At 59.8% G+C, this 23696-nt stretch carries 23 protein-coding genes and 4 tRNA genes; 14 read left to right on the forward strand and 13 right to left on the reverse strand.

Features of this window, described 5'->3' with window-relative positions:
• The first annotated feature begins 285 nt into the window (after nt 1-285).
• Nucleotides 286-831: a phosphatase PAP2 family protein gene (locus tag E8L22_RS13660; RefSeq protein WP_136525695.1), complete on the forward strand. Its 546-nt coding sequence runs from the start codon at nt 286-288 to the stop codon at nt 829-831.
• Between the two features lie 14 nt (nt 832-845).
• A complete protein-coding gene (locus E8L22_RS13665) occupies nt 846-1574 on the forward strand; it encodes a DUF72 domain-containing protein (protein ID WP_136525696.1) in 729 nt (242 codons plus the stop codon).
• A gap of 148 nt (nt 1575-1722) precedes the next feature.
• Here the strand turns inward: E8L22_RS13665 and E8L22_RS13670 are convergent, their stop codons facing one another.
• The 10 genes from E8L22_RS13670 to E8L22_RS13715 all read right to left on the reverse strand — a co-directional run bounded on the left by E8L22_RS13670 (nt 1723) and on the right by E8L22_RS13715 (nt 14650).
• Nucleotides 1723-2280 (reverse strand): YaeQ family protein, encoded by a 558-nt coding sequence (locus E8L22_RS13670; protein ID WP_136525697.1) that lies wholly within the window; start codon nt 2278-2280, stop codon nt 1723-1725.
• A gap of 99 nt (nt 2281-2379) precedes the next feature.
• Nucleotides 2380-3051, reverse strand: a complete 672-nt coding sequence (locus E8L22_RS13675; protein WP_136525698.1) for a YkgJ family cysteine cluster protein — start codon at nt 3049-3051, stop codon at nt 2380-2382.
• Between the two features lie 215 nt (nt 3052-3266).
• A complete protein-coding gene (gene pyrE, locus E8L22_RS13680; protein ID WP_136525699.1) occupies nt 3267-3815 on the reverse strand; it encodes an orotate phosphoribosyltransferase in 549 nt (182 codons plus the stop codon).
• Nucleotides 3812-5233 (reverse strand): amidophosphoribosyltransferase, encoded by a 1422-nt coding sequence (purF, locus tag E8L22_RS13685; RefSeq protein ID WP_136526107.1) that lies wholly within the window; start codon nt 5231-5233, stop codon nt 3812-3814. The genes pyrE and purF overlap by 4 nt, the downstream gene beginning before the upstream one ends.
• 88 nt (nt 5234-5321) lie before the next feature.
• Nucleotides 5322-6146, reverse strand: a complete 825-nt coding sequence (locus E8L22_RS13690) for a phosphoribosylformylglycinamidine synthase subunit PurQ (RefSeq protein ID WP_136525700.1) — start codon at nt 6144-6146, stop codon at nt 5322-5324.
• A 97-nt stretch (nt 6147-6243) separates the two neighbouring features.
• Complete coding sequence (locus E8L22_RS13695) at nt 6244-9234, reverse strand: phosphoribosylformylglycinamidine synthase subunit PurS (RefSeq protein ID WP_136525701.1); 2991 nt, start codon at nt 9232-9234, stop codon at nt 6244-6246.
• Entirely contained in the window at nt 9218-10306 is a 1089-nt protein-coding gene (locus E8L22_RS13700; RefSeq protein ID WP_136525702.1) for a mechanosensitive ion channel family protein, read from the reverse strand. Before E8L22_RS13700 ends, E8L22_RS13695 begins: the two co-directional genes overlap by 17 nt.
• Nucleotides 10299-11594, reverse strand: coding sequence for an adenylosuccinate lyase (gene purB, locus E8L22_RS13705; protein WP_136525703.1), 1296 nt, complete (start codon nt 11592-11594; stop codon nt 10299-10301). The genes E8L22_RS13700 and purB overlap by 8 nt, the downstream gene beginning before the upstream one ends.
• A 102-nt stretch (nt 11595-11696) precedes the next feature.
• A complete protein-coding gene (locus E8L22_RS13710; protein WP_136525704.1) occupies nt 11697-12467 on the reverse strand; it encodes an MBL fold metallo-hydrolase in 771 nt (256 codons plus the stop codon).
• 113 nt (nt 12468-12580) lie between these two features.
• Nucleotides 12581-14650, reverse strand: coding sequence for an ATP-binding protein (locus E8L22_RS13715; RefSeq protein WP_136525705.1), 2070 nt, complete (start codon nt 14648-14650; stop codon nt 12581-12583).
• A 278-nt stretch (nt 14651-14928) separates the two neighbouring features.
• Here E8L22_RS13715 and gap point away from each other — a divergent pair, with 278 nt between their 5' ends.
• The 12 genes from gap to E8L22_RS13775 all read left to right on the forward strand — a co-directional run bounded on the left by gap (nt 14929) and on the right by E8L22_RS13775 (nt 22358).
• A complete protein-coding gene (gene gap / locus E8L22_RS13720) occupies nt 14929-15924 on the forward strand; it encodes a type I glyceraldehyde-3-phosphate dehydrogenase (RefSeq protein WP_136525706.1) in 996 nt (331 codons plus the stop codon).
• A 78-nt stretch (nt 15925-16002) separates the two neighbouring features.
• Nucleotides 16003-17202, forward strand: coding sequence for a phosphoglycerate kinase (pgk, locus tag E8L22_RS13725; protein WP_135869628.1), 1200 nt, complete (start codon nt 16003-16005; stop codon nt 17200-17202).
• A gap of 105 nt (nt 17203-17307) precedes the next feature.
• Nucleotides 17308-18063, forward strand: coding sequence for a triose-phosphate isomerase (tpiA, locus tag E8L22_RS13730; protein WP_136525707.1), 756 nt, complete (start codon nt 17308-17310; stop codon nt 18061-18063).
• Nucleotides 18064-18161: 98 nt separating this feature from the next.
• A complete protein-coding gene (secG, locus tag E8L22_RS13735) occupies nt 18162-18560 on the forward strand; it encodes a preprotein translocase subunit SecG (RefSeq protein WP_136525708.1) in 399 nt (132 codons plus the stop codon).
• Between the two features lie 60 nt (nt 18561-18620).
• Nucleotides 18621-18707, forward strand: a tRNA-Leu gene (locus tag E8L22_RS13740).
• A 299-nt stretch (nt 18708-19006) separates the two neighbouring features.
• Complete coding sequence (locus tag E8L22_RS13745) at nt 19007-19240, forward strand: hypothetical protein (protein ID WP_136525709.1); 234 nt, start codon at nt 19007-19009, stop codon at nt 19238-19240.
• A 92-nt stretch (nt 19241-19332) separates the two neighbouring features.
• Nucleotides 19333-19419, forward strand: a tRNA-Leu gene (locus E8L22_RS13750).
• A 307-nt stretch (nt 19420-19726) separates the two neighbouring features.
• On the forward strand, nt 19727-20215 hold the full coding sequence (locus E8L22_RS13755; protein WP_136525710.1) for a ferritin-like domain-containing protein: 489 nt from the start codon (nt 19727-19729) through the stop codon (nt 20213-20215).
• 168 nt (nt 20216-20383) lie between these two features.
• A tRNA-Leu gene (locus E8L22_RS13760) sits at nt 20384-20470 on the forward strand.
• A gap of 57 nt (nt 20471-20527) precedes the next feature.
• Nucleotides 20528-20603: transfer RNA gene (locus E8L22_RS13765), tRNA-Ala, on the forward strand.
• 283 nt (nt 20604-20886) lie between these two features.
• Entirely contained in the window at nt 20887-21252 is a 366-nt protein-coding gene (locus tag E8L22_RS13770) for a hypothetical protein (protein WP_136525711.1), read from the forward strand.
• A 707-nt stretch (nt 21253-21959) separates the two neighbouring features.
• Nucleotides 21960-22358 (forward strand): hypothetical protein, encoded by a 399-nt coding sequence (locus E8L22_RS13775; protein WP_136525712.1) that lies wholly within the window; start codon nt 21960-21962, stop codon nt 22356-22358.
• Nucleotides 22359-22412: 54 nt separating this feature from the next.
• Here the strand turns inward: E8L22_RS13775 and E8L22_RS13780 are convergent, their stop codons facing one another.
• Genes E8L22_RS13780 through E8L22_RS13790 form a run of 3 tightly spaced genes read right to left on the reverse strand, consistent with a single transcriptional unit; the run spans nt 22413 to nt 23691 of the window.
• Complete coding sequence (locus E8L22_RS13780) at nt 22413-22748, reverse strand: hypothetical protein (protein ID WP_136525713.1); 336 nt, start codon at nt 22746-22748, stop codon at nt 22413-22415.
• Nucleotides 22749-22774: 26 nt separating this feature from the next.
• A complete protein-coding gene (locus E8L22_RS13785; protein ID WP_136525714.1) occupies nt 22775-23119 on the reverse strand; it encodes a cupin domain-containing protein in 345 nt (114 codons plus the stop codon).
• A 32-nt stretch (nt 23120-23151) separates the two neighbouring features.
• Nucleotides 23152-23691 (reverse strand): hypothetical protein, encoded by a 540-nt coding sequence (locus E8L22_RS13790; RefSeq protein WP_136525715.1) that lies wholly within the window; start codon nt 23689-23691, stop codon nt 23152-23154.
• Nucleotides 23692-23696 lie beyond the last annotated feature (5 nt).

A 23696-nucleotide genomic window follows, 5' to 3' on the forward strand; every position in this document is an offset into this window, starting at 1 on the left:
CGTTGGCAGGGCGGGAAAGGATTGTTCGACATTCGTCATTTTGTTTGTGCACGGCGCGCGATCGTTTTGTCAGTAGCTATGGTCCGAACAAGGCAAATCCCCCCTGTCCCCCCTTCGCAAAGGGGGGAACGTCGGGCTCGTGCAGCGCTTCGTAGCAAAACACACGCTCCATCATACTAACAAAGACTATTCCGCCCTTTTCCCGTCAGGAGAAAACCTGTGGCCCGCTCGGCCGCATCGAGTATACTTGCCGAGGTTGAATCTCTTCCAACAGGAGGGCCGCCCATGTCAAGACGCCGCTACTGCCTCGCAGCTCTGCTCCTGCTTCTGACCCTGTTCCCTTCGCAACCCGCCCACGCCGACGACGTCATCATCGGCGACGTAGTCATGAGTGTCATTCCCGTCACTGCCTTCGCGGTCGCCTACTTCAAGGACGACGCGGAAGGTGAAAAACAGTGGCTGCGCAACTTAGCCGCCAACCAGCTCATCACCTCGGCGGCAAGGCTCGGCTTCAACCAGACCAGTTGGGGCGAGCGTCCTAACGGTCATCCCTACGGCTTCCCCTCCGGACACGTAGCCTTCGCCGGATCGGGCGCCGCCTTTTTAAGCGAGCGCTACGGGTGGCACTACGGGCTTCCCGCCTGGATAGGGACCGCCTACGTCGCGTACAACCGCGTCGACAACCACAGCCATCGCTGGCGCGACGCCATCGCCTCCGGCGCCATCGCTTTCGGCGTCGGCAAGCTCTTCGTCACCTCCGAAAACGCCACCCACATCGCCCCGACCATCGGACCGGACTGGATCGGCATGCGCTGGCAGCGCTCCTGGTAGAGGAGGAACCCGTCATGGCGAAGCTCTTTCTCGGATGCAGTGGCTTCAGCTACGACCACTGGCGGGGCAATTTCTACCCCGACGGGCTTCCCGCCAAGCGGTGGTTCGAGCATTACCGCTCCGTGTTCGACACCGTCGAGCTGAACGTCACCTTCTACCGAACGCCCAAGGCGGAGACCTTCCAGCACTGGTATGAGGAAAGCGAAGGTTCCTTTTCCTTCGCCATCAAGGGAAGTCGTTTCATCACGCACATAAAGAGACTCGTTGACATAGAGGAGGCCGTCGCGAGGTTCTTCACCCCGGCGGAAGAACTGCGCGAGAAGCTGCAGGTGGTGCTCTGGCAGTTCCCGCCGCAATTCAGGGCGGATGTGCCGCGCCTGGAGAATTTTCTCGACCAGGTGGCCCCTTATCACGGCAGGCACACGCTCGAGTTCAGGAACGAGAGCTGGCTCACCGACGACGTGGTGAAGCTCTGTCGCAGTCGCAACGTCTCACTCTGTATGGCGGACCATCCGACCTTTCTGGACGAAGCACCCATCACGGCGGACTTCGTCTACATCAGGCGGCACGGCTTGCAGGGGAGTTACAACGGGTTTTACACGGAAGAGGAGTTGCAAAAAGACGCGGCCCGCATCAGGAAGTACCTGGGGCGCGGTTTGGATGTGTATATATATTTCAACAACGACGCAGGCGGCGCCGCCCCCCAAAACGCCCTCGATCTCGCCGCCATGCTAAAGGCGTAGCCCGAGGTGCCGTCGGTGGCACTCCCCACTGAATAGAGGCGTACAACCCGCCAGCTCCCCACGAAGCCCTGCATGAGCCCCTGCGTCCCCCCCTTTGCGAAGGGGGAACAGGGAGGATTTGCCTTTAGATGAAACGCCGGCTTACCCCTTAAACCAACGCTGTGCGCTGCGGCCCACAAACATGCTCAACCGTAGTTTCAACACTCCCACCGCCGACCGTCAGGTAGATATTTCCCTCGGTGATGGTGATCGACCAGTTGATGACCCGCTCCAGCCCGTCGCAAAGCTCCCTCAGGAACTTGAAATCAACCAGGCAGACGGTCAGGTTCTTCACCTGTTCCAGCTTCTGCTGGTGCTGGGCCAGCCAGCGGGTTACGTTGGCCCCGAAAGCAAGCAGGAACGCGTGCTCCACGTGGCGGCAAGACTTCGCGAGCCGTTCAGGATCCGGCTGCCCCACCTCACCCCAGAGCTGCACCCGCCCATCCGGCCCCTTGCTCCAGAGATCCGGCTCGTCGCCGGAGCCAATCCCCTTGGTGAAGGAGAGCTCCTCGCGGTAGCAAAGTGCGTATGCCAAAAGCCTGGCGAGAAGCCGCTCCGCGGTCTCGGAGGGATGTTGGGCGATGGTGGTCTGCAGCTCGGCGTAGATCTGGCGGTCCAGGTCCGAGAGCTGCACGGAAGCGCGGTAAATAGTGGAGGGAAGTGCCACGTGAAAAACTCCTATTGATTATGCTTACGTGCGGCTGTTGAGCGGGGACTGGCTACATCTCCCTCCGCAACGAAAGGCGCTGCGCCGCAGGGCGAGTGATTATTCGCCCTCCTCCTTCGCCCAGCGTTTCCAATCGAACCCGTCGAAATCGATAAGCAGCGCGAGCGGAATGAGGGTATCGAGCTCACTCATCCTCCGTCCCAGCATCTGCCCGGTGAAATCCCGGAACAGCGCCACCTCCTCGCGGAGGATGGCATCAAACGGCGCCGTTAGCCCGGACAGAGCAAGCGGATCGACCTCGGTGAAATTCATGGTGCACCACTCGTCGTGCATCACCTCCCCCTCCGTGTCGACGAGCGGAATGCCGTGCAAACGACAGGTCATCGGGCGGTTTTGGTAAACGAGGCAGCGCCCGTCGTCGCCTAAGAGAACGCAAGGAGTCTCGTCCTCGTCAGGCATGAGGATTTCCCAGTCTTCCTCCGGGCGGTAGTTCAGCACGAAGGGATGGTCGAGCTCCGGCCAATGCTCCCGCATCAATGCGAGCCGTTCACGGCACTTGGCCAGCACCGCATCCTTGACCGGGACAGGCAGGGCGTCGAAGCCCAGCTTCAGGTAGTAGGCGTCCATGAGCGTGATGTCGAAGGTGCTCCGGCAGCAGGCCGAGCAGCCGCTTTGGCAGGCGATGTGCTCCGGGTAGGTCTCCATGCAGCGGGAAAACCAGGCATCCACCTGGGAGAGGAGCTCATTATTTCTTTTCAGTATTTCTTCCATAAAACCTGAAGCAAAGCTGGACCACAGAGGTCACAGAGGTCCACAGAGAACACGGAGAAAACAAAAGGAAAAGGAAAGACTAAAACCCTTAAAAGCTTTCCCTCTGTGACCTCTGTGCACCTCCGGGTCCTCTGTGTTCCGGGGTAAAGGTTCAAAAAACAAAGGCGGCAATGGAACAATTGCCGCCTTCGATGAAACAGGTGATGCCGGGTGAACTAGGCGAGGATCTCGGCCTTGGTGAAGATGGACTTCAGCCAGTACCCTTCCGCCTCGATGTTCTCGCGGCCGCCTTCCTCGCGGTCCACCAGAGTGACCACGCCGAGCACCTTGAGCCCCTCTTCCTCGGCGCGCTTGATAGCCTTGATGGAGGAACCGCCGCTCGTCACCACGTCCTCGACGATGACCACCTTGGAACCGGGCTTAAGGTTCTTGCGCCCTTCCAACCAGGCGCCGGTGCCGTGGCCTTTCGGTTCCTTGCGGATGATGAAAGCCGGAACAGGCTTTCCTTCCAGGAAGCTCACCACGGAGGTCGAGGTGGCGATCGGGTCGGCGCCCAGGGTGAGCCCCCCTACCCCTTCAACCCCTTCCACGTCCTTGATCGCATCGAAGAAGAGCTTGCCGGTCAGGTAGCCGCCCTCGGGGTGCAGCGTGGTCTGCTTCCCGTCAAAGTAAAAGTCGCTCTGACGACCGGAAGCCAAGGTCACGTTCCTCTTCTCGTAGGACAGCTCAATAATGATCTTCTTCAGCCTTTCCTTCTCGCTCATTTCTTCTCGATCTCCTTTTCGAATAGTCCCATCTGCGGCTCTTCGAGCAGACGCGGGAATTTAACCGGATAGCCACCGGTGAAGCAGGCGGTGCAGAAGCCGGCGTTTTCGGCGCCGACGGTAGACATGAGACCTTCTTCGGAAAGATAGCCGAGCGAGTCGGCGGTTATGTAGCGGCGGATCTCGTCGATGGAGTGGGACGAGGAGATCAGCTCCTTGCGGTTCGGGGTATCGATGCCGTAGTAGCAGGGGTAGCTGGTCGGCGGCGAGGAGATGCGTACGTGCACCTCTGAGGCGCCGGCGTTCCTGACCATCTTGACGATCTTCCTGGAGGTGGTGCCGCGCACGATGGAGTCGTCGATGACGACGACGCGCTTGCCTTTGAGCACCTCGCGCACCGGGTTCAGCTTGATCTTCACGCCGAAGTGGCGGATCGCCTGCTGCGGCTCGATGAAGGTGCGCCCGACGTAGTGGTTGCGGATGAGCCCCAACTCGAACGGGATGCCGGATTCCTCGGCATAGCCAAGGGCGGCCGGAACGCCGGAGTCCGGGATCGGGATGACGATGTCTGCGTCGACCTTGTGCTCGCGCGCCAGCTGGCGCCCCTGCTCCTTGCGCACCTGATAGACGTTCTTGCCGAAGATGTGGGAGTCCGGACGCGCGAAGTAGACGAACTCGAAGATGCACGGGGTCGGCTCCGCCTTCTTCAGCGGGAAGAAGGAGGTCATGCCGTTTTTGTCGATGACGATCACCTCGCCCGGCTCGATCTCGCGGATGAATTCGGCGTCGATCAGATCGAGGGCGCAGCTCTCGGAAGCGACCACGTAGGCGCTCCCCAGGCGACCGAGGCAGAGCGGGCGGAAGCCGTTCGGATCGCGCGCCGCCACCATGCGGCTTTCGGTCAGTAAGAGAAGGCAGTAGGCACCTTGGATCCGGTTCAGTGCGTCGGTCAGGCGGTCCAGAAGCGAATTGGCCTTGGAGGTGGCGAGCAGGTGCACGATGATCTCGGTGTCCATCGTGGTCTGGAAGATGGAGCCGTAGGCCTCGAGCTCGTCCTTGATGATCTGGGCGTTGACGATGTTGCCGTTGTGGGCGACCGCGATGGAACCGCGGGAGTAATCCACGTTGATGGGCTGGACGTTCTTGATCACCGACGAGCCGGTGGTCGAGTAACGTACGTGGCCGATGGCCGACCGGCCGGGAAGGGTCTTGAAGATCTCTTGGTTGCCGAAGACGTCGGCGACGAGACCCATGCTCTTATGTGCGTGCAGGCTGGTACCGTCCGAGGAGACGATACCGCAGCTTTCCTGTCCCCTGTGCTGCAAGGCGTAAAGCCCGAGGTAGGTGAGGTTGGACGCCTCCGGGTGGTTGAAGACACCGAAAATGCCGCACTCTTCTTCGGGCCTGCGCATCATCATTTCTTCCACGACTGCTCCTTATAAAAGAACTGCTTACCTGTCGATCTTTGTCGTATCCCTCGAAGTTATGGTCCGAGAGAGTGGAATACTAAAAGTTCTCTTTCACGTACTTTGCCGCGTTCTTGAAGAAGATGAGCCCTTCGCCCTCTTCCGGCAACTCCTCGCGGGTCCAGCGCGGGTGCTGGGTGCGGTGCACGAAGGCCTCGGGGTGCGGCATGAGCCCCATGATCCTTCCGGTCTCATCGCAGATGCCTGCGATGGCGTTGATCGAGCCGTTGGGGTTCTCGGGGAACTCCATGGTGGCGGCCTTGTAGTTGCGGTCGGAGTACTTCAGGCAGGCGAGATGCTTCGCCTCGATCGCGTCGAGCGTCTTCGCGTCGTCCACGAGGAACTTGCCTTCGCCGTGACGCACCGGGAGATAAACCCCGCCTTCGATCCCCTTGGTGTAGAGCGACGGGGAATCTGCGTCCACCTTCAAGTAGCACCAGCGGTCCTGGAAGCGGCCGCATTCGTTGTAGGTAAGGGTCGCCGTCTGGTTCAGGTAGTTCCCGGAAAGAGCCGGGAGCATCCCCATCTTCACCAGGAGCTGGAAGCCGTTGCATACGCCGAGGATGAGCTTGCCGTCGGCGATGAAGCGGGTGATCTGATCCACCAGGCGCTCCTCTTTCCCCTCGACGGCCGCGTACCGCAGGCGGTTCGCCTGGGCCTTGGCGCTGCCGAGGTCGTCGCCGTCCAGGAAGCCGCCGGTCAGGTTCAGGAAGTGGTAATCGTCCAGGCTCACCTCACCGGTGAGGAGTTCGGCGATGTGGGCGATGCGCGCCTCGTCGAATCCGCCCAGCCTGCAGGCATGGGCCGCCTCCATCTCGCAGTTGGTGCCGTTGCCTGTTATGACAAGCGCTTTAGCCTTGGTCATCTATTAAGTCCTCTATCGAAGTTGGTAGCGGGCACAACGCCAGCCATTATGGCATAACCCGCTTTTTTTCTGCATATAAAAGATTTGCGATATGGAGCTACAGGTCCTTCAAAGGCGCCTGCCAGGCGGCCTTCATCTCGGCGTTCGCGGCGTTCACCACCACGCCGCCGGAAAGCCCCTTCACCTTCAGGGCCGGCTCCTCGGTCACCGCGCCGATCTTCGCGAACGCGGTCCCCGCCATCGCCTTTTCGAAGGCCTCCGCCTTCTCGGGACGCACCGTCACCAGAAGGCGCGATGCGGACTCGGAGAAGAGGAGCACGACGTCGCTCTTCCCTGCCGCATCCCCCTTGAAGGAAACCTTGGCGAGATCGAGCTCGATCCCGAAACCGCCTGCGAAGGCTGACTCGGCAGCGGCAACGGCAAGGCCGCCGTCGGAGAGGTCGTGGCAGGAAGCAACGAGCCCCGCGCTCAGGGCGGCACCGTAGGCGCGGTAGGTGGCGAGTGCTGCCGCAGCGTCGACCTTCGGCACGTTGTTCCCCACGAAGCCCTTCTGCACCAGGTACTCGGAAGCGCCCAGCTCGTTCGCGGTGGCGCCCAGCAGGTACACCTGGTCTCCGGCGCGCTTCACGTCCATGGTGACGGCGAGGCGCGCATCCTCCATCTTGCCGATGACCGAGAAGAGGAGGGTCGGCGGAATGGAGATCTTGGTCGTGCCGTCGTAGAAGTCGTTCTTCATCGAGTCCTTGCCCGAGATAAGCGGCATGGAGAAGAAGGTGCAGTAGTCGTAGAGCGCCTTGTTGGCGCGCACGAGCTGCGCCATCTTGTAGGGGCCGTCCGGGGTCCTGTCGGAGAGGACCGGGTCGCACCAGCAGAAGTTGTCCAGACCGGCGACCAGGTCGAGCGAGCCGCCGACGGCGACGTAGTTCCTGAGCCCTTCGTCGATGGCGTTTGCCGCCATGTCGTAGGCGTCGATGTCGCTGTAGCGCGGGCAGATGCCGTGCCCTACGACGACCCCCTCGAAGGAGTCGAGCACGGGACGGACCACGGCGGCGTCAGACGGACCGTCGTTGTCGACACCGGTGAACGGCTTGACCACGGAACCGCCCTGCACCTCGTGGTCGTAGCGGCGCACCACGCTCTCCTTTGAGCAGATGTTGAGCGAGGAGAGGAGCGCCTTGACGTCGCCGGTATAGTCGCCGGAGACCTCGAGTTTCGGCTCCTCGTGCAGCGGCTTTTCCCAGCGCGCCGGGATCTGCATCGGGGGAAGCCCCGCGTGCATGAAGGAAAGCGGCAGGTAAGCCACGGTCTTCTCGCCGTAGAGCATGTGGAAGATGCCGGAATCGGTAAAGGTGCCGAGCACGGTGGCCTCGACGCCGTAGCGCTTCGCCATCTCCATGAACTCGTCGATTCTCTCCGGGGGAACGGCGAGGCTCATCCTTTCCTGCGCCTCGGAGATGAGGATCTCCCAGGGGGCAAGACCCGGGTACTTGAGCGGCGCCTTGGAGAGGTCGAGCTCGCAGCCGCCGCACTCCTCGGACATCTCGCCGATGGAGGAGGAAAGCCCCCCTGCCCCGTTGTCGGTGATGAAGCGGTAGAGCGCCTTGTCGCGGGCGCGGATCAGGAAGTCGAACATCCGCTTCTGGGTGATCGGGTCGCCGATCTGCACCGCGGAAACCGGCGAGTTCTCGTTCAGCTCCTCGGAGGAGAAGGTGGCACCATGGATGCCGTCCTTGCCGATGCGGCCGCCGGTCATGACGATCAGGTCGCCCGGGACGATCTTCTTCACGTGGGACGCTTCCCCCGCGATGGCGGCGGGCATGAGCCCTGCGGTACCGCAGAATACCAGCGGTTTCCCTGCGAAGCGCTCGTCGAAGACGAGGGAGCCGTTCACGGTCGGGATGCCGCTCTTGTTGCCGCCGTGCTCAACCCCCTCGACGACACCCTCGTAGATGCGGCGCGGGTGCAGAAGGCGCTTCGGCAGCTCCTTCTCGTAGAAGGGATCGGCGAAGCAGAAGACGTCGGTGTTGAAGATGAGCTTCGCGCCCTTACCGGTGCCGAACGGGTCGCGGTTCACGCCGACGATGCCGGTGAGCGCCCCGCCGTAGGGATCAAGCGCCGACGGGGAGTTGTGCGTCTCGACCTTGAAGACGAGGGACCAGTCGTCGTTGAACTTGATGACGCCGGCGTTGTCCTTGAAGACGGAGAGGCAGTAATCCTTGTCCCCCTGCGCCGCGCGTACGTCGGCGGTGGTCTTCTGGATGTAGCTCTTGAAGAGGGAGTTGATCTTCTCGGTATTCCCCTCGCCGTCCTCGTAGGTGACGTCGGCGGAGAAGATCTTGTGCTTGCAGTGCTCGGACCAGGTCTGCGCCAGCGCCTCGAGTTCGACGTCGGTGGGTGCCGCGCCGAGCCCGAGGCTCTTGCGCTTTTCGACCACGTTCGAGTCGCGGTAGTGCGCCTGGATGATCTTCATCTCGTCGAGGGTGAGCGCCAGCACGCCGTCGCGGCTGATGCGCATCAGCTCCTCGTCGGAGACCTCGAGGTTCACCGTGTTCACCTCGACCTTCGCCTCGGCCTGCACCTTCGGCACGAAGGGAGCGACGCCCCCCTGCGCCTTGAAGGTCGCGGCGTCGAGGATCTGGTAGCGCTGGATCAGGGTGTTGCACAAAAGCCCGGTGGCGATTTTCTCCGCATCGGCCTGGGTCAGTTTGCCGGAGAGAAGGTACTGTACCGAGGTGTAGACCCCCTCCCCCGCCGCCAGCTGACGCCCGAGCAGGTAGCCGATCGCCTCTTTGGCGGTGCGCCCGACGTTGTCGGTCACACCGGCGCGGAAGCCGACCTCGACCAGAAAGTCGAAGCCTGCCGCGGCGGGCTTGTCGATTGAGTAGTCCTGGATGACCGGATCGCTGAAGGGGCCGGCGGCAGCCTGCGCCAGCTCGTCGGCGGAGAGCACGGCATCGACCGTGTAGACGTCGATGGTGCGTACCTCGGCCACGTCGAGATGGAGGAAGTGTCCGATCTCACGCTTGATACGTTCGCCGCGCGGGTCGCGGACCTCGTCCTTTAGGGTGATCTCAATCCTGTGGGGCATTGTTGGTGTCCTTTTCATAGATGACCGTCCGCGTCGGGTACGGGATGTTGATGCCGTTTTCCTGGAATCTATTGAGGAGCGCGCTGTTGATCTTGTCCTGCGCGCCGAAGACCTGGGTGTATTCGGGAACCCAGAAGAAGAGCGAGAGGTTCAGGGCGCTGTCCCCGAAGTTCACGAAGAACGCCTCCGGGGCCGGGTCCTTCAACACCTCGGAAACGTCGAGGGCGGTCTGCACCATGATCTCCTTGGCGCGCGCCACGTCGCACTCGTAGCCGATGCCGATGTTGACCCTCCCTTTGCCGCGCATGTCCGGAAAGGCCATGTTGATCAGGTTGGAGTTGCACAGCTCGGAGTTCGGGATGATCAGGAGGGTGTTGTCGAGCCCCTTGATCTTGGTGCTCCTAAGGCCTATGTCCATCACGTCCCCGGTCTGGGTGCCGAGCGTGATCCGGTCGCCGATGCGGAACGGGCGGTCGATCATCAGGGTGAACCCGGAGATCATGTTCGCCAGGGTGTCCTTCGCCGCGAGACCGATGGCGAGGGAGCCGACGCCCAGGGCGGTGACCAGGGAGAGGATGTCGTAGTTGAAGTGCTTGAGCGTGATGATGAGCGCCGTGACCACCAGGAAAATGGTGCAGAGCTTCTCCACGAGCGGCATGAGCTGCCGGCTCATCTCGGCACCGGCCACCCGCGCCCCGTAGGCCTTCAACAGTTCGTCGAGGGCGCGGTAGGCGATGACGGTGAGGATGGAGATGTTCACCACGAAGAGAAGCCCCGAGGCGATGATGCCGATCCGGTCGTGCAGCGGAAGACGCCTGATGGCAAGGTACAGACCGGCGCAGTTGACGAGGAGCATGGCGGGTCCGGAGACCCGCTCAAGGATCCTGTCGTCGAGATCCGTCTCCGTGAAGGAGCAAAGGCGCGTGCCGACCTTGGTCAGCAGTTGCTGCGCCAGCCTGGAGAGGAGGTAGAAAACGCCGATGATGACGGCGGAGATGAGTGCCTGCTTGCCCCAGAAGAGAAGGAAGGGATCCATCTCGTCGGGCGCCAGGTAGTACAGGATGCTATCCACCAAAGACCCTCGTGAAAATGGTGTCGACATGCTTCAGATGGTAACCGAGATCGAAGGCTTCCTTGATCTCTTCGGGGGGGAGGAAACTGGCCACCTCCTCGTCGTTCAAGAGCTCGGTCTGGAAGTCCTTACCCTCTTCCCACACCTTCATGGCGTTTCTCTGCACCAGGGCGTACGCCTTCTCGCGGGAAGCACCCGCCTCGGCGAGCTTCAAAAGCACGCGCTGGGAGAAGATGAGGCCGCGCATCTGGTTCAGGTTTCTCATCATGTTCTCGGGGTAAACCACGAGGTTCTCGATGAGCCCGATGGCGCGGTTCAGCATGAAATCGAGCGTCACCGTGGCGTCCGGGCCGATGATGCGCTCTACCGAGGAGTGGGAGATGTCGCGCTCATGCCAAAGCGGCACGTTCTCCATGGCGGAGAGGGCGTAGCCGCGCATCAGGCGGGAAAGACCGGTCAGGTTCTCGGAGAGTACCGGGTTGCGCTTGTGCGGCATCGCCGAGGACCCTTTCTGCCCCTTGCTGAAGAACTCCTCGGCCTCGAGCACCTCGGTCCTTTGCAGGTGCCTGATCTCGACGGCGAACTTCTCGATGGAGGAGGCGACGATGGCGAGGGTGGTGAAGTACTCGGCGTGACGGTCGCGCTGCAGTACCTGCGTCGAGCAGGGAGCGGGCTTGAGGCCTGCCTTCTTGCAGACGTACTCCTCGACCTGCGGGTCGATGTTGGCGAAGGTGCCGACCGCGCCGGAGATCTTGCCGTAGGAGATGGTCTCCAGGGCCGCTTCCATGCGTTTCAGGTTCCTGGCCATCTCGTCGTACCAAAGCGCCATCTTGAGGCCGAAGGTGACCGGCTCGGCGTGGATGCCGTGCGAGCGCCCCATCTGCGGGGTCATCTTGTGCTCGAAGGCGCGGGTCTTGATGACCGCCATGAGACGCTTGATGTCGGAGATGATCAGTTCGCCCGCCTCCTTGAGGAGCATGGCGAAAGAGGTGTCGAGGATGTCGGAGGAGGTGAGCCCCAGGTGAACGAAGCGGGAGTCGTCGCCGATGTAGTCGGCAACCGAGGTGAGAAAGGCGATGACGTCATGCTTTACCGTGCGCTCGATCTCGTCGATGCGCTCCACGTCGAAGCTCGCCTTGGCACGGATGCGCGCGACGGCGTCCTTGGGAATGCGCCCCATCTCGGCGTGCGCCTCGCAGGCGTAGATCTCGATCTCGAGCCACTTGCGGTAGCGGTTTTCCGGTTCCCAGATGCGGGTCATTTCAGGACGGCTGTAACGTTCGATCACGAATAGTTCCCCCTTCTTGCATGTCTAGTTTTTGGTATGGCGAAAACAGCTGCACCGCGCGTCACTGGGGAGGACTCCCCTACCGACGCCCGGCGCAAAGGATCAAGCGGAGAATACGCCGCAGACCTTGTGCTGGCAGCCGACGAAGAGGTCGGGGCCGCACAGGTTCTGGCGTTTTAAAAGCCCGTCGGCGGCGGCAAAGGCCAGCGCCGGATCGTTGTTCACCTCGGAGAGATGTGAGAGGAAGACCCCCTGCAGCTCTGGGTGCAGAATCTCCTCCAAAAGGTTCGCCCCCTCCGTGTTGGAGAGGTGCCCGTGGCGGGAGCGGATGCGCTGCTTCAGATGCCATGGGTACGGCCCGTCCTGCAGCATCTGCTCGTCGTGGTTGAACTCTAGGACCAGCGCGCGGCACCCCTTGAGCTTCTCCTGGGTGAGCCGGGTGGCGATCCCGAGATCGGTTGCGAAACCGATGCACCCCTCGCCGCTTTCGATGCGGAAACCGACCGGATCGCAGGCGTCATGGGTGACCGGAAAGGGGTCGACCGACACACCCTTGAAGGCGAAGGAGGAACCGGCCTCGAACTCGATGAACTCGGCCTTGCCGATGGCGTGGCCAGCCGCCTGCAGCAAGAGGCTCGAGCAGAGCACCGGAATCTTCAGGCGCCGGGCGAGCGCTCCCACACCGCGGATGTGGTCGCCGTGCTCGTGCGTCACCATGATGCCGTCCAGGGTGTCGGCGTCGACGCCGATCGAGGCGAGCCGGGTCATCGTCTCCCGGCCGGAGAGGCCGGCATCGATCAGCAAACGGCAGGCATCGGTTTCCAGAAACAGGGAATTCCCCTTGCTGCCACTTGCCAGGAGGCTGAGCCTCATCCATCCCTCCGAGAATTCGCGCATCGCCCGTACGGGGCTCATGAACGGCAGAAAAACCTTATTTTTATACAGGAAACGGGTGGCGGATTCAAGATGAAGTTGCTGAGTTTTGCTTAACGCAGGAGCCTGCTGTAGTCGGTGTTCCCCTCGCCCAGACCGGGTGCCAGCGGGAGCAGAATGTGGAAGGTGGAGCCCGGGAAGCGCTCCGGGTTGTAGCCGGTGGACTCGACCCAGATCTCGCCACCGTGCATGTCGACGATCCCCTTGGCGATGGAGAGGCCAAGCCCCGCCCCCTTCGCCTTGAAGGCGACCTTGCCGCTTGAGTGCTCCTGGATGTTCCCCACCTCGTAGAACTTGTCGAAGACGCGCAGCTGGTCCTCGCGGTCGATGCCGATACCGGTGTCGGTGACGGTGATTTCCAGGAACAGGTGATGCTCGCGCCCCTCCGCCGACCCAGCGGGGCCGCGCAAAAGGTACTTCGCGGAGCTGCTCACCGTGATGCGCCCGCCGTCCGGGGTGAACTTGATGGCGTTTCCAAGGATGTTCGAGAGTAGCTGCATGAGCCTTAGCGCATCGCCGCGTATCGAAGGGAGCGACTCGTCGAGGTTCAGCACCACCTCCTGTTTTCTCATCGAGAAGAAGAAGCGCAGTTCGTTCACCGAGGCCTCGATGAGACGGTTCAGCTGGATGTCCTCCACCTTCAACTGCAGCCTCTTCTCGTCGATCATGGAAACGTCGACCATGTCCTTGATGATGTTGTCGAGGCGCGAGGCGGCGTTGGCGATGTTCACCACCATCTCGAGTACCGTCTTGTCCACCTTGTCGGCGAGATCGGTGGTGATGAGTTCCGAGTACCCCATGATGACGGTGAGCGGCGTCTTCAGCTCGTGCGAGGCGAGCCCCAGGAAGGAATCCTTCATCCGGTTCAGGCGCGCGAGGTCGGCGGAGCTCTTCTCCAGGTTCAGGATGATCTCGCGCTCGCGCGTAACGTCGCGGAATATGGCCTGGACCAGGGTCTCGGAGCCGCTTTTGATGCTGGAGGCGTGCAGCATGGCGACCATGGCGCCCCCCTCCTTCTTGGAGAGCTGCATCTCCTCGGCGATGTGCGCCCCCTCGGAGGCCTCGCGGAAGATCCGGTGCACCTTAGGGATGTTGCCGATATTCAGAAGCAGGAGCATCTTTGTGAGCGGAAGCCCAACGAGCTCCTTCGCCTCGTAGCCGAAGAACTCCTCCGCCATCTTGTTCACCATGCGGATCGAGTCGTCCGCCCCGATCACCACGATGGCGTCGCTTGCGTCCTCCATGAGCGACTTGTACAGCTCCTCGGAGCGCTCGAGGTCGGTGGAGAGGGTCTCGAGCTTGCGGTAGGAGGCCTGCAGTTCCTCGAAGGTCCGCTCCATGTCCTGGTAGTTCTTCTTGATCTCGGCGTCCCTGTTCTTCAGGAACTGAGACATGATGTTCACGTTTCTCGCGAGCTCGTTGAACTCGTCGACCTGCACCTCGCCGATATGGGTGTCGAAGGCACCCTCGGAGATCTGCTTCACCCCTTTCAAAAGGACCGAGATCGGCTGGGTGACGTAGCGCCTCATGAAGAGCATGATGAGGGTGAAGGAGGTGATCAGGGAGAAGGCGAGCAGCAGGAGGGTCTTCAACACCATGCCGCGCATCTTGTCGAAGACGACCTGTTCGCTGAAACCGACGTGCGCCTGGGCGATCGGCTTGCCGTAGGGGCTCATCACCATGATGGCGTTGTCGTAATAAGAGTTGTGGGCCCCGTCGAACACCATGGAGACGCGCCGCTTGTAGACCGGCTCGTCACCGGGGCGCGACTCCTCCTTCTGCGGCTGCGGCTGCAGCGGCATGGCGATGAAACGGGGATCGCTGGCGAAGAGCACGCGCCCATCGAGGTCGGTCACCACGCAGTAGGCGATGTCCGGATTCCCCTCGATGATCTCGCGGCACTTCTCGGAGACCCCGGTCATGTCCTTCAGCTCGAGCCCCAGGTTCAACACCTTCTCGATGTTGGACTTAAGCGCCACGGCGAGCCCCTTGGAGCGCAGGTTGAGCGCGCTCACCTGGTCCTTGCGCAACGCCATGATGTCCATACCTGAACTAATGAAGATAGTAAGGAAGAGGATCAGGAAGGAGAAGAGAAGGATGCGTTTTTCCAGTGTCATTTTCATCAAGTAAATGTCCAGCAGCCAGCGTGGTGGAAAATGGTGCGCATCATGGTCCACGCCAGCATAATTTATACTTCTGCGAAAAGTCAATTATTATGTGTATTTATTCACCGATAAAATACCGATCGCAAGCTCTCGATTAACCGTAAAAACCGTGCCTGTACCGGCTCTTCATCGCTATCGACAATCCCGGAATTATCTTGAATAAAATCTTGACGACCACCCCATCGGCTGTTAGTATGCCCAATTGTGAAGGAATACTTAATTAACGGGAGGAGCACATGGCTTTAAGAGTGGCGATTAACGGATTCGGCCGAATCGGACGTTGTGTACTTAGGGCAGCTGCGGGCACGCAAGAGTTTGAATTTGTTGCGATCAATGACCTGACTGATGCCAAGACCCTGGCGCACCTGTTAAAGTATGATTCCGTACATGGCAAGTTCCCCGGTGAAGTTTCCGTCGACGGCGACACCATCGTCGTGAACGGCAAGGCGATCAAGGTGCTCGCGGTGAGAAACCCCGCCGAGCTCCCGTGGAAGGATATGGGGATCGACATCGTCCTCGAATCCACCGGCCTTTTCACCGCGCGGGAGAAGGCGGCGCAGCACCTGACCGCCGGGGCGAAGAAGGTGATCATCTCGGCTCCCGCCACCGACCCCGACCTCACCGTCGTGCTCGGCGTGAACGACAAGGAGTATGACAAGAACAAGCACCATATCGTCTCCAACGCATCCTGCACCACCAACTGCCTTGCCCCGGTCGCCAAGGTGCTCCAGGACAGCTTCGGCATCGAGAGGGGCCTCGTCACCACGGTCCACTCGTACACGAACGACCAGAACATCCTCGACCTGCCGCACAAGGACCTGCGCCGCGCAAGAGCGGCGGCCCTCTCCATGATCCCCACCACCACCGGCGCAGCCAAGGCGGTATCCCTCGTGCTTCCGGCCCTCAAGGGGAAACTGGACGGCATGGCGATCCGCGTGCCGACCCCGAACGTCTCCGTGGTGGACCTTGTCGCCACGCTCTCGAAGACGACGGACGCGCAGCAGGTGAACGCGGCGCTCAAAGCCGCCGCCGACGGGCCACTCAAGGGGATCCTCGGCTTCTGCGAGGAGCCGCTCGTATCCACCGACTTCAACGGCAACCCCCTTTCCTCCATCGTCGACGCCTCCTGCACCAAGGTGATCGACGGGACCATGGTCAAGGTCATCTCCTGGTACGACAACGAAATGGGCTTCTCCAGCCGCGTGGTGGGGCTTATGAGAATCATGCTCTGACAGGCGCGGAGCTTATGACAAACCGCGGGGGGGGAGCAGTCGCCCCCCCGTTTATTTTTAGTGCAACGAGGAGGAATCATGTCAATTCGCTACATCGATGAAATCGAAAACCTTGCCGGCAAGAAAGTGTTCATGCGCGTCGACTTCAACGTGCCGCTGGACGAGCACCAGAACATCACCGAGGACACGAGGATCCGTGCGGTACTCCCCACGATCAACTACGCGCTGGACAACAAGGCGAAGATCGTGCTTGCCTCGCACCTGGGGCGCCCTAAGGGGGAGCGCAAGGAGAAGTACTCCATGGCCCCGGCCGCGAAGCGTCTTTCGAGACTTCTGGGCAAGGAGGTGAAGCTCGCCGTCGACTGCATCGGTGACGAAGTGCGCGCCATGATCGACGCCATGCAGCCCGGCGACGTGGTCATGCTAGAGAACGTCCGCTTCTACAACGGCGAGGAGAAAAACGACGCCGACTTCGCCAAGGCCCTCGTCAACGGTTGCGAGGTGTACGTGAACGACGCCTTCGCGGTGTCGCACCGCGCCCACGCCTCCGTCGAGGCGATCACCGACTTTTTCCCGGTGGTCGCTGCGGGCTTTTTGATGAAGAACGAGATGAACTACTTCGAGAAGGCGATGAAGAACCCGATCCGCCCGCTGGTCGCCATCCTTGGCGGCGCCAAGGTTTCCGGCAAGATCGAGGTGCTTGAGAACCTGTGCGACAAGGTGGACAAGATCATCATCGGCGGCGGCATGGCCTTCACCTTCCTGAAGGGGATGGGTTACAACGTAGGGAAGTCGCTGGTCGAGGACAACCTGATCGAGACCGCGATGAAGACCTACGAGAAGGCGCGTCAGAAGGGGGTCAAGTTCTACCTTCCGGTCGACTGCGTCGTGGCGGACCAGTTCAACCCGGCCGCCGAGACCAAGGTTACCCCGATCCAGGAGATCCCGGAAGGGTGGATGGCGCTCGACGTCGGCCCCGCCACGGTCACCCTCTTCGCCGAGGCGCTGCAGAACGCGAAGACCATCGTCTGGAACGGCCCGATGGGTGTCTTCGAGATGGACGCCTTCTCCCGGGGCACCTTCGCCATGGTCTCCGCCGTGGCCAACTCCTACGCGCTCACCATAGTGGGTGGCGGCGACACCGACGTCGCGGTGCACCGCGCCGGCGAGTACGCGAAGATCAGCTACATCTCCACCGGCGGCGGCGCCTTCCTCGAGCTTCTGGAAGGTAAGAAGCTCCCCGGCATCAAGGTCCTCGAGGACAAGGGGCACAAGTAAAAGACGAGGGCGAGGCGAGGGTTGCGGCTGACAAGTCAAAGCCCTCGACCTCGCCCCTTTCTGAACCCTACATTTTATTCTGATCTGTCATTGAGGAGGGATTAGATGCGCAAGCCGGTCATAGCAGGCAACTGGAAACTGTACAAAACGAAGGACGAGGCGCTCGCCCTGATCGAGGAGCTCGCGCCGTTGGTCACCGGCGTTGATAACGTCGAGATCGTGGTGGCGCCGGTATTCACCGTGCTCCCCGCCCTCCCCGCCGCTCTTGCCGGCACCGGCATAAACCTCGCCGCCCAGGACGTCTTCTGGGAAGAGGAAGGGGCCTACACCGGCGAGGTATCTCCGCGCATGCTGCTCGACGCCGGTGCAAGCCACGTCATCATCGGCCACTCCGAGCGCAGGCAGTACTTCGGCGAGACCGACACGACGGTGAACAAGAAGATCAAGGCGGCGCTCAAGGGTGCCCTGGTGCCGATCTTCTGCATCGGCGAGACCCTTGAGGAACGCGAGGCCGGCAACACCTTTAAGGTGTTGGAGCGCCAGTTGAAGGGGGGGCTCGAAGGGCTCACGGAAACCCAGTTCGCAGCGGTCATCATCGCCTACGAACCGGTCTGGGCCATCGGCACCGGCAAGGTAGCCACCGATGACCAGGCGCAGGAGGCGCACGCCTTCATCCGCGGCGTCGTAGCGCAGTTGCTTGGGAAAAACGCGGCCGACAAGGTACGCATCCTCTACGGCGGTTCGGTGAAGCCCGAGAACGTCAAGGGGCTCATGAGTCGCCCCGACATCGACGGCGCCCTGGTGGGAGGTGCGAGCCTCAAGGGGGCCTCGTTCGCCTCGATCGTCCGGTTTGGTGAATAGTGCTTGGTAATTTTGAACAAGTATGTTAAATAGACTCTTTGTATGTTAAGAAGACTTTTTCGCAGTCTCTTTGAACACTTTCGGAGGTTAGTTTTTTAATGACTATTCTACTGGTAACTCTGCATGTCATGGTCTGTTTCGCGCTTATCGTGGTCGTTTTGCTGCAGTCCGGCAAAGGGGCCGAGATGGGGGCATCGTTTGGCGCCAGCGGCAGCCAGTCCGTGTTCGGCGCAGGCGGTGGCAACACCTTCATGAGCAAGCTGACCACTTACGCCGCAGTAATCTTCATGCTGACCTCCCTCTCCCTCGCCTTCATCTCCGGCAAAGGCGGCGGTTCGTCCATCATGTCCAAGGCTCCCAAGGCCAAGCCGGCCCCCATGGGCGGCATGCCGCTGCAGCAGCCGATGAAACCGGGTGCACCCGCTACCGCACCGGCAGCACCTGGCGCGCCCGCAGCACCGGCGGCACCGGCGGCACCCGCAGCACCGGCAAAGTAATTAATTAGAGATTTGCTGTTGACATCTCTAACCAGTAATGTTAAAAGTCTGGTTCTTCCTGCCGAAGTGGTGGAATTGGTAGACACACCATCTTGAGGGGGTGGCGGGCGATAGCCTGTACGAGTTCGAGTCTCGTCTTCGGCACCAGAAAAGATCAAAGGGTTACGGTACACACCGTAGCCCTTTTTTCATTTCCGCTCCCCACTTTGCCCTCCCCCCTCCCCCTACCCTCTGGCACCCCTCACCACAACCGGAGTAAAATAACTACAGGCAAAAGGACAGGAGGTCCAGGTGCAAGACCACCAGCCCCCTGTCCCCAGTAGCGCGCCTCCCCGAAAGGGGTACCTGTCCAGCATAGCCTCCGCAAAGGGGGTACCTGTCCCCCGTAGCCTTGGCGCCTGTCCCCCGTAGCCTTGGCGAAGGGGGAAAGGGGGAAAGGAGGTCATATGAAAAGACACACCAGATCGAACGCAGCCGAAGCACTCGACCGACAGCACCAGGGCACGATAAGCAGCCGCTTCGAAAGCATGGACTTAACACCGGGGCGCGACCCCGCGGAAGGAGCCGATATCCCGCTGACGTCGCCGCTGCACGAGCGTTGGGCGCAGGGGACGCCACAGCGAGACCCGACGGAAGGACCAGTTATCCCGACCGGCTCGCCGCGCCGCAGTGGGAAGTAAATGAACCAGTACGCGAGCTGACAAAATTCCACAACCTGGGTTTATTTTGTTGACTTCGCGCCAAGCTAATGATAAAAGAATGGCTCTTCAACGCCGAAGTGGTGGAATTGGTAGACACACCATCTTGAGGGGGTGGCGGGCGATAGCCTGTACGAGTTCGAGTCTCGTCTTCGGCACCACACAAACACAACGCTCCAGCTTTACAGCTGGGGCGTTTTTTGTTCTTACCCTTCCCTGCTCTGCGATTTACAGTCACAGCCATTGTTTTCCCTGTTCTTCAGCAGATCAATTACAACCGCTTCGCCTCACAACTCCTCCACGGCATCCCGAAGTTACAACATTACATATCACTCATCCAATCGACAGTAACCCCTTCCCTGCCCTCACAGCGAAAATCAGCAAAGCGGTCTGGTTGACAACCAATCAACTCCCCATATAATGTTTACACCGACAATTTAATGATATCCAAAGACACAGGAGGGTTATATGAAAGACATGCAGGACGCACTCAAGCAAGCCATCCAGACCGAGAAGAACGCGATGAACTTCTACCAGATCGGCGCACAGCAGATGAAGGACAAGGAAGCCAAGCGGCTCTTCGAACAGCTGGCCAGGGAAGAGAAGGAACATGCGGCCCAGTTCTTCAAGGCCTACCAGGGGAAAGAGCTCGGGTCGTTCGAAGAGTTCATAACGTCCCCTCCCCAGAACGAAGCGCTTTGGATCAATTCCATCCAGAAGGTGATAGGTGCCGACTTCACCGAGCAGAAAGCGCTTGAGTACGCCATGGAGAAAGAGACCCAGCTGGAGAAGGCCCTTCGTGAGACCGCGGCGAAAATCACCGACTCATCCATCAAAGAGATCTTCCTCTGGAACGCCAACGAGACGCACAACCACTTCCTCACCATCGAGGCCGAGTACGCGCGCATCATGGCGATGGTGGACGAGTCCGACATGGACACCTTCGTCAGGGAGTAGCGACGTTATTCGTATAAAAGAAGCGACACCGAGGGGGGGCCATCGAGCCCCCTTTTTAGCACCTACGTTTTTTCGATCAGTTAACCGACACGGCCGAAAAAGATAATCATTCAGCCATTTTTTTCTTGCACGGGAAGGCGTCCGATGCTATAAGTAGGTCTCTCGCAAGCCGGAGTGGCGGAATTGGTAGACGCGCTAGATTCAGGTTCTAGTACTCGAAAGGGTGTGCTGGTTCGATTCCAGTCTTCGGCACCAAAAGATCAAGAGGTTAGGCAACGGCCTAACCTCTTTTTTCTTCCTTTACAATCAGATGGGGCTGTAGCTCAGTTGGGAGAGCGCTTGAATGGCATTCAAGAGGTCCGCGGTTCGATCCCGCGTAGCTCCACCATCAATCAGAAGGGCCAGGCATTTTGCCTGGCCTTTTTTCTTTGCGTAACCCTGCCGTAGCCCCCCCCTTTTTGCGAAGTCTCTTCGGAAATTCCTGAAAAGTTTCAGTTCGCGTGCCTCGAAGCTGTGATCATGGCATCACGTTCCCCCGTTTCCTCCTCTCAATATTAAAGCTGAAGAGGATTCAATTTAATTGCCTCACACGCTGTACAACCGTGGGGACTTAGCTATATTAGACGGCAGCAGCGTTAGCCAACTCTAACCATCAAAAAACGGAGGTGACGATGCTACATCTAAAGTATGAATTAGCCGGTAAAGCTTCGACGGTCCTCAGCAACTGCCAACGGTACTACGGCGGATTGGCCTCACTGTCGTTGTACAAAAAAGCGGCCGAGCAGGCGGTTCCTCTGGAGGTGATCAAAGCAGCGATCGATGACGCGGAGCAAAAGTACAACAGTGCCATCAACTACGATCGCGTCGCCATTGTAATGCGGAACAAATCCTTCAAAGTAATGATTGACCTGTTCAAGAAGGTCGCCGCCTATCTCCAGGTGGTGGCTACGGATGACGACATCCCTGCTCTGCTGCAGGCAGGAGTCGAAGTGGTCGCCACCCCCAAGAGGAAAAGGGCCTCCTCGTCTTCGTCTTAGGGAGCATCAAGGTCCGTGGCTACCCACTCCCTCGATGGCAAAAGCATGGCATCGAGGGAGCCTTTCCACTTTGTTCATGCCTACCTAGCCCGTTGCACCTTGCCCCCGCCCCCGCTTAGACCTCCACACACTTACGTACTGCCTTACGACACTTCATCAGGTCCAGGCGTCGTGGCAGTTCGCGCGACATGTTGCTCCATCAAGCCCAAACGTCATGCCACATCGCACGATAGGCCATGCCACATCGCACGATAGGTCATGGCATATCGCACGATAGGTCGTAGCATATCGCACGATAGGTCGTAGTACATCGCACGATAGGTCATGGCATATCGCACGATAGGTCGTAGCATATCGCACGATGGGTCGTAGCATATCGCACGATAGGTCGTAGCACATCGCACGATGGGTCGTAGCACATCGCACGATGGGTCGTAGCACATCGCACGATGGGTCGTAGCACATCGCACGATGGGTCGTAGCACATCGCGCGATAGGTCTTAGCACATCGCGCGATAGGTCATGGCACTTCGTGCAACAGGTCATGGCACATCGTGCGATAGGTAGCGACACAACGTGCGATACGTTGCTCCATCGAACCCTAAGGGGATAACGCATGGCTCGATGTATTGCTCCATGCATAAATGGGGGGCCGGGCCGTTGGATTGGCTTGACTGGCGGGGCGAAATAACATAAACAATGAAGCGATGAAAACCATCAAGGGACAAATAACTGCATCACTTTTTGAATCGGTGCTCTCGTCTTCCGTCGACAAAGGCGCAACGCGCTTCGCCCTTTGGTTTTACCCTTCAACGACGAAAAACCAAAGGCGACGAGTGATCGAAAGGTTTCGGTCATACGCCTTAGGCCATGAGGAACTGGAACCGGTTACTCTTTATTTCGGGACGGATGATGCTCCTGAAGGGACACCGGTCGAGGCGATGCCCCTGACGTTCAGACTCAACGCGGAGTCGATAAAGAAGCTGACCCTGCATCTGAAAAGACTGATCCGGACATGTGATGCCGTCGCCACTTACGCCGACAACGACAGTTCGTTCCGCTGCGCCATCGTCCTTCACGAAAAGACTGTGCATCTGAGGGGATGATTCTCGAACGATCAAGTGTTCGCGGACAGGGACAAGAGAATTAAAGAGTTGAAATCAAACGGACTCTATGATGAACGTAATGATCCCGCACACGACCACCATCAGCAGCAAACCGAAGATAAAAACGGCGTCTGCCACCCGCTCTATCCTGTACATGCGCTGCCGCTTTCTGGTTCTCAAGGCCCAATAGGACAGTAAACACGAGGTAAGAAAGATAAGCGACGCGACAGCCAAAATGTCATCCGCCAGCGTATCGATGCGCTTAATGGTAATGAAGACGCGTACCAGGCCGATTACGGTAAGGCAGACACCAACCATCGCGGCCGAAGCAGTAAAGATGTGGACGCTTATGTCCTCTTCGAGCTTGTACTCCTCAAGCTTGTCTTCCATACAAACCCGCTCCCAAGCCCTCTAGCTCACCCTTTCCTGACTATATCGACGGAAATCTCCACAGCGGGAATCGTGCCTCTGTTCTCGAGCCAGTGCATGGTGTTCCTGTCTTCGGGCCAGCCTACCCCCGGACCGTAGTCCGTGGCTATGCCGTTTCGGTGGTCGGTGATGGTTCCCTGTAGAATATAGACGGTGCCAGGCCTGTCTATATGGTCATGCAGCGGGCCGAAGACGCCTCCAGGCTCTATGGTCACCATGCGCATGCGCAGTTCGCGCCCCGCCATCCCCTCTATCTCGGGACCAAGATCTACACTCGCAAGTAACTGCACCGTCACCCCTTTGGTTTCGATGCTTAACGGGTCATCACTCATGGCACTCTCCTCCGTGTATCTCGAGGCACTTCTCACTGCGCCTTGGCAAGGGTGAAGGACTTTACCATCTGCTGCACCGCCGGGAGATCCCTTGCGAAATAATAGCGCGCCGGCGCCGAGTAAGTGATCTGGTAGTACCAGTTATCGTGTACGAAGCCGTAGATCTCGGCGCGATACTTCAATCCGGTTTTGGTGCTGTAAGTCAGGCGGACGCGAAAACCGGGCTCCCCACCAATCATCGCGGGTTCATTTTCCTCCACCGCGTCCACGGGGAAGTTCTGGTCCGACTGGAATTCGTCGATGACGACTTCGGCCAGCTCCTGCGGCAGCATCCCCGAAGTCACCCGTCGCTTCGTGTGGGTAAACTGTTTCTCCTCCTGGAGTCCCTTCCTGGCGATATCCACGTTCTGCAGGGCTGGATACTCCTTGCTGACCGACATCAGCGCGTTGGTCCTGTGCTCTTTCCAGCCAGGCGGTTGGGTCACCGAAAAAGGCCGGTTTTCCGCCACGGGCTTGGTTGTCGCACAGCCGCCAAGGAGAACAAGCACCATCACCAGCAGCACCCTTTTCATTTATG

It is taken from the genome of Geomonas ferrireducens, from assembly GCF_004917065.1.
Taxonomy (GTDB): Bacteria; Desulfobacterota; Desulfuromonadia; order Geobacterales; family Geobacteraceae; genus Geomonas; species Geomonas ferrireducens.

Bases quoted from the DNA above. Each gene is read 5' to 3' on its own strand.
- E8L22_RS13660 (WP_136525695.1), top strand. From the start codon at position 286: ATGTCAAGACGCCGCTACTGCCTCGCAGCTCTGCTCCTGCTTCTGACC.
- E8L22_RS13665 (WP_136525696.1), top strand. From the start codon at position 846: ATGGCGAAGCTCTTTCTCGGATGCAGTGGCTTCAGCTACGACCACTGG.
- E8L22_RS13675 (WP_136525698.1), bottom strand. From the start codon at position 3,051: ATGGAAGAAATACTGAAAAGAAATAATGAGCTCCTCTCCCAGGTGGAT.
- pyrE (WP_136525699.1), bottom strand. From the start codon at position 3,815: ATGAGCGAGAAGGAAAGGCTGAAGAAGATCATTATTGAGCTGTCCTAC.
- purF (WP_136526107.1), bottom strand. From the start codon at position 5,233: ATGATGATGCGCAGGCCCGAAGAAGAGTGCGGCATTTTCGGTGTCTTC.
- E8L22_RS13690 (WP_136525700.1), bottom strand. From the start codon at position 6,146: ATGACCAAGGCTAAAGCGCTTGTCATAACAGGCAACGGCACCAACTGC.
- E8L22_RS13695 (WP_136525701.1), bottom strand. From the start codon at position 9,234: ATGCCCCACAGGATTGAGATCACCCTAAAGGACGAGGTCCGCGACCCG.
- E8L22_RS13710 (WP_136525704.1), bottom strand. From the start codon at position 12,467: ATGAGGCTCAGCCTCCTGGCAAGTGGCAGCAAGGGGAATTCCCTGTTT.
- E8L22_RS13715 (WP_136525705.1), bottom strand. From the start codon at position 14,650: ATGAAAATGACACTGGAAAAACGCATCCTTCTCTTCTCCTTCCTGATC.
- gap (WP_136525706.1), top strand. From the start codon at position 14,929: ATGGCTTTAAGAGTGGCGATTAACGGATTCGGCCGAATCGGACGTTGT.
- pgk (WP_135869628.1), top strand. From the start codon at position 16,003: ATGTCAATTCGCTACATCGATGAAATCGAAAACCTTGCCGGCAAGAAA.
- tpiA (WP_136525707.1), top strand. From the start codon at position 17,308: ATGCGCAAGCCGGTCATAGCAGGCAACTGGAAACTGTACAAAACGAAG.
- secG (WP_136525708.1), top strand. From the start codon at position 18,162: ATGACTATTCTACTGGTAACTCTGCATGTCATGGTCTGTTTCGCGCTT.
- E8L22_RS13745 (WP_136525709.1), top strand. From the start codon at position 19,007: ATGAAAAGACACACCAGATCGAACGCAGCCGAAGCACTCGACCGACAG.
- E8L22_RS13755 (WP_136525710.1), top strand. From the start codon at position 19,727: ATGAAAGACATGCAGGACGCACTCAAGCAAGCCATCCAGACCGAGAAG.
- E8L22_RS13770 (WP_136525711.1), top strand. From the start codon at position 20,887: ATGCTACATCTAAAGTATGAATTAGCCGGTAAAGCTTCGACGGTCCTC.
- E8L22_RS13775 (WP_136525712.1), top strand. From the start codon at position 21,960: ATGAAAACCATCAAGGGACAAATAACTGCATCACTTTTTGAATCGGTG.
- E8L22_RS13780 (WP_136525713.1), bottom strand. From the start codon at position 22,748: ATGGAAGACAAGCTTGAGGAGTACAAGCTCGAAGAGGACATAAGCGTC.
- E8L22_RS13785 (WP_136525714.1), bottom strand. From the start codon at position 23,119: ATGAGTGATGACCCGTTAAGCATCGAAACCAAAGGGGTGACGGTGCAG.
- E8L22_RS13790 (WP_136525715.1), bottom strand. From the start codon at position 23,691: ATGAAAAGGGTGCTGCTGGTGATGGTGCTTGTTCTCCTTGGCGGCTGT.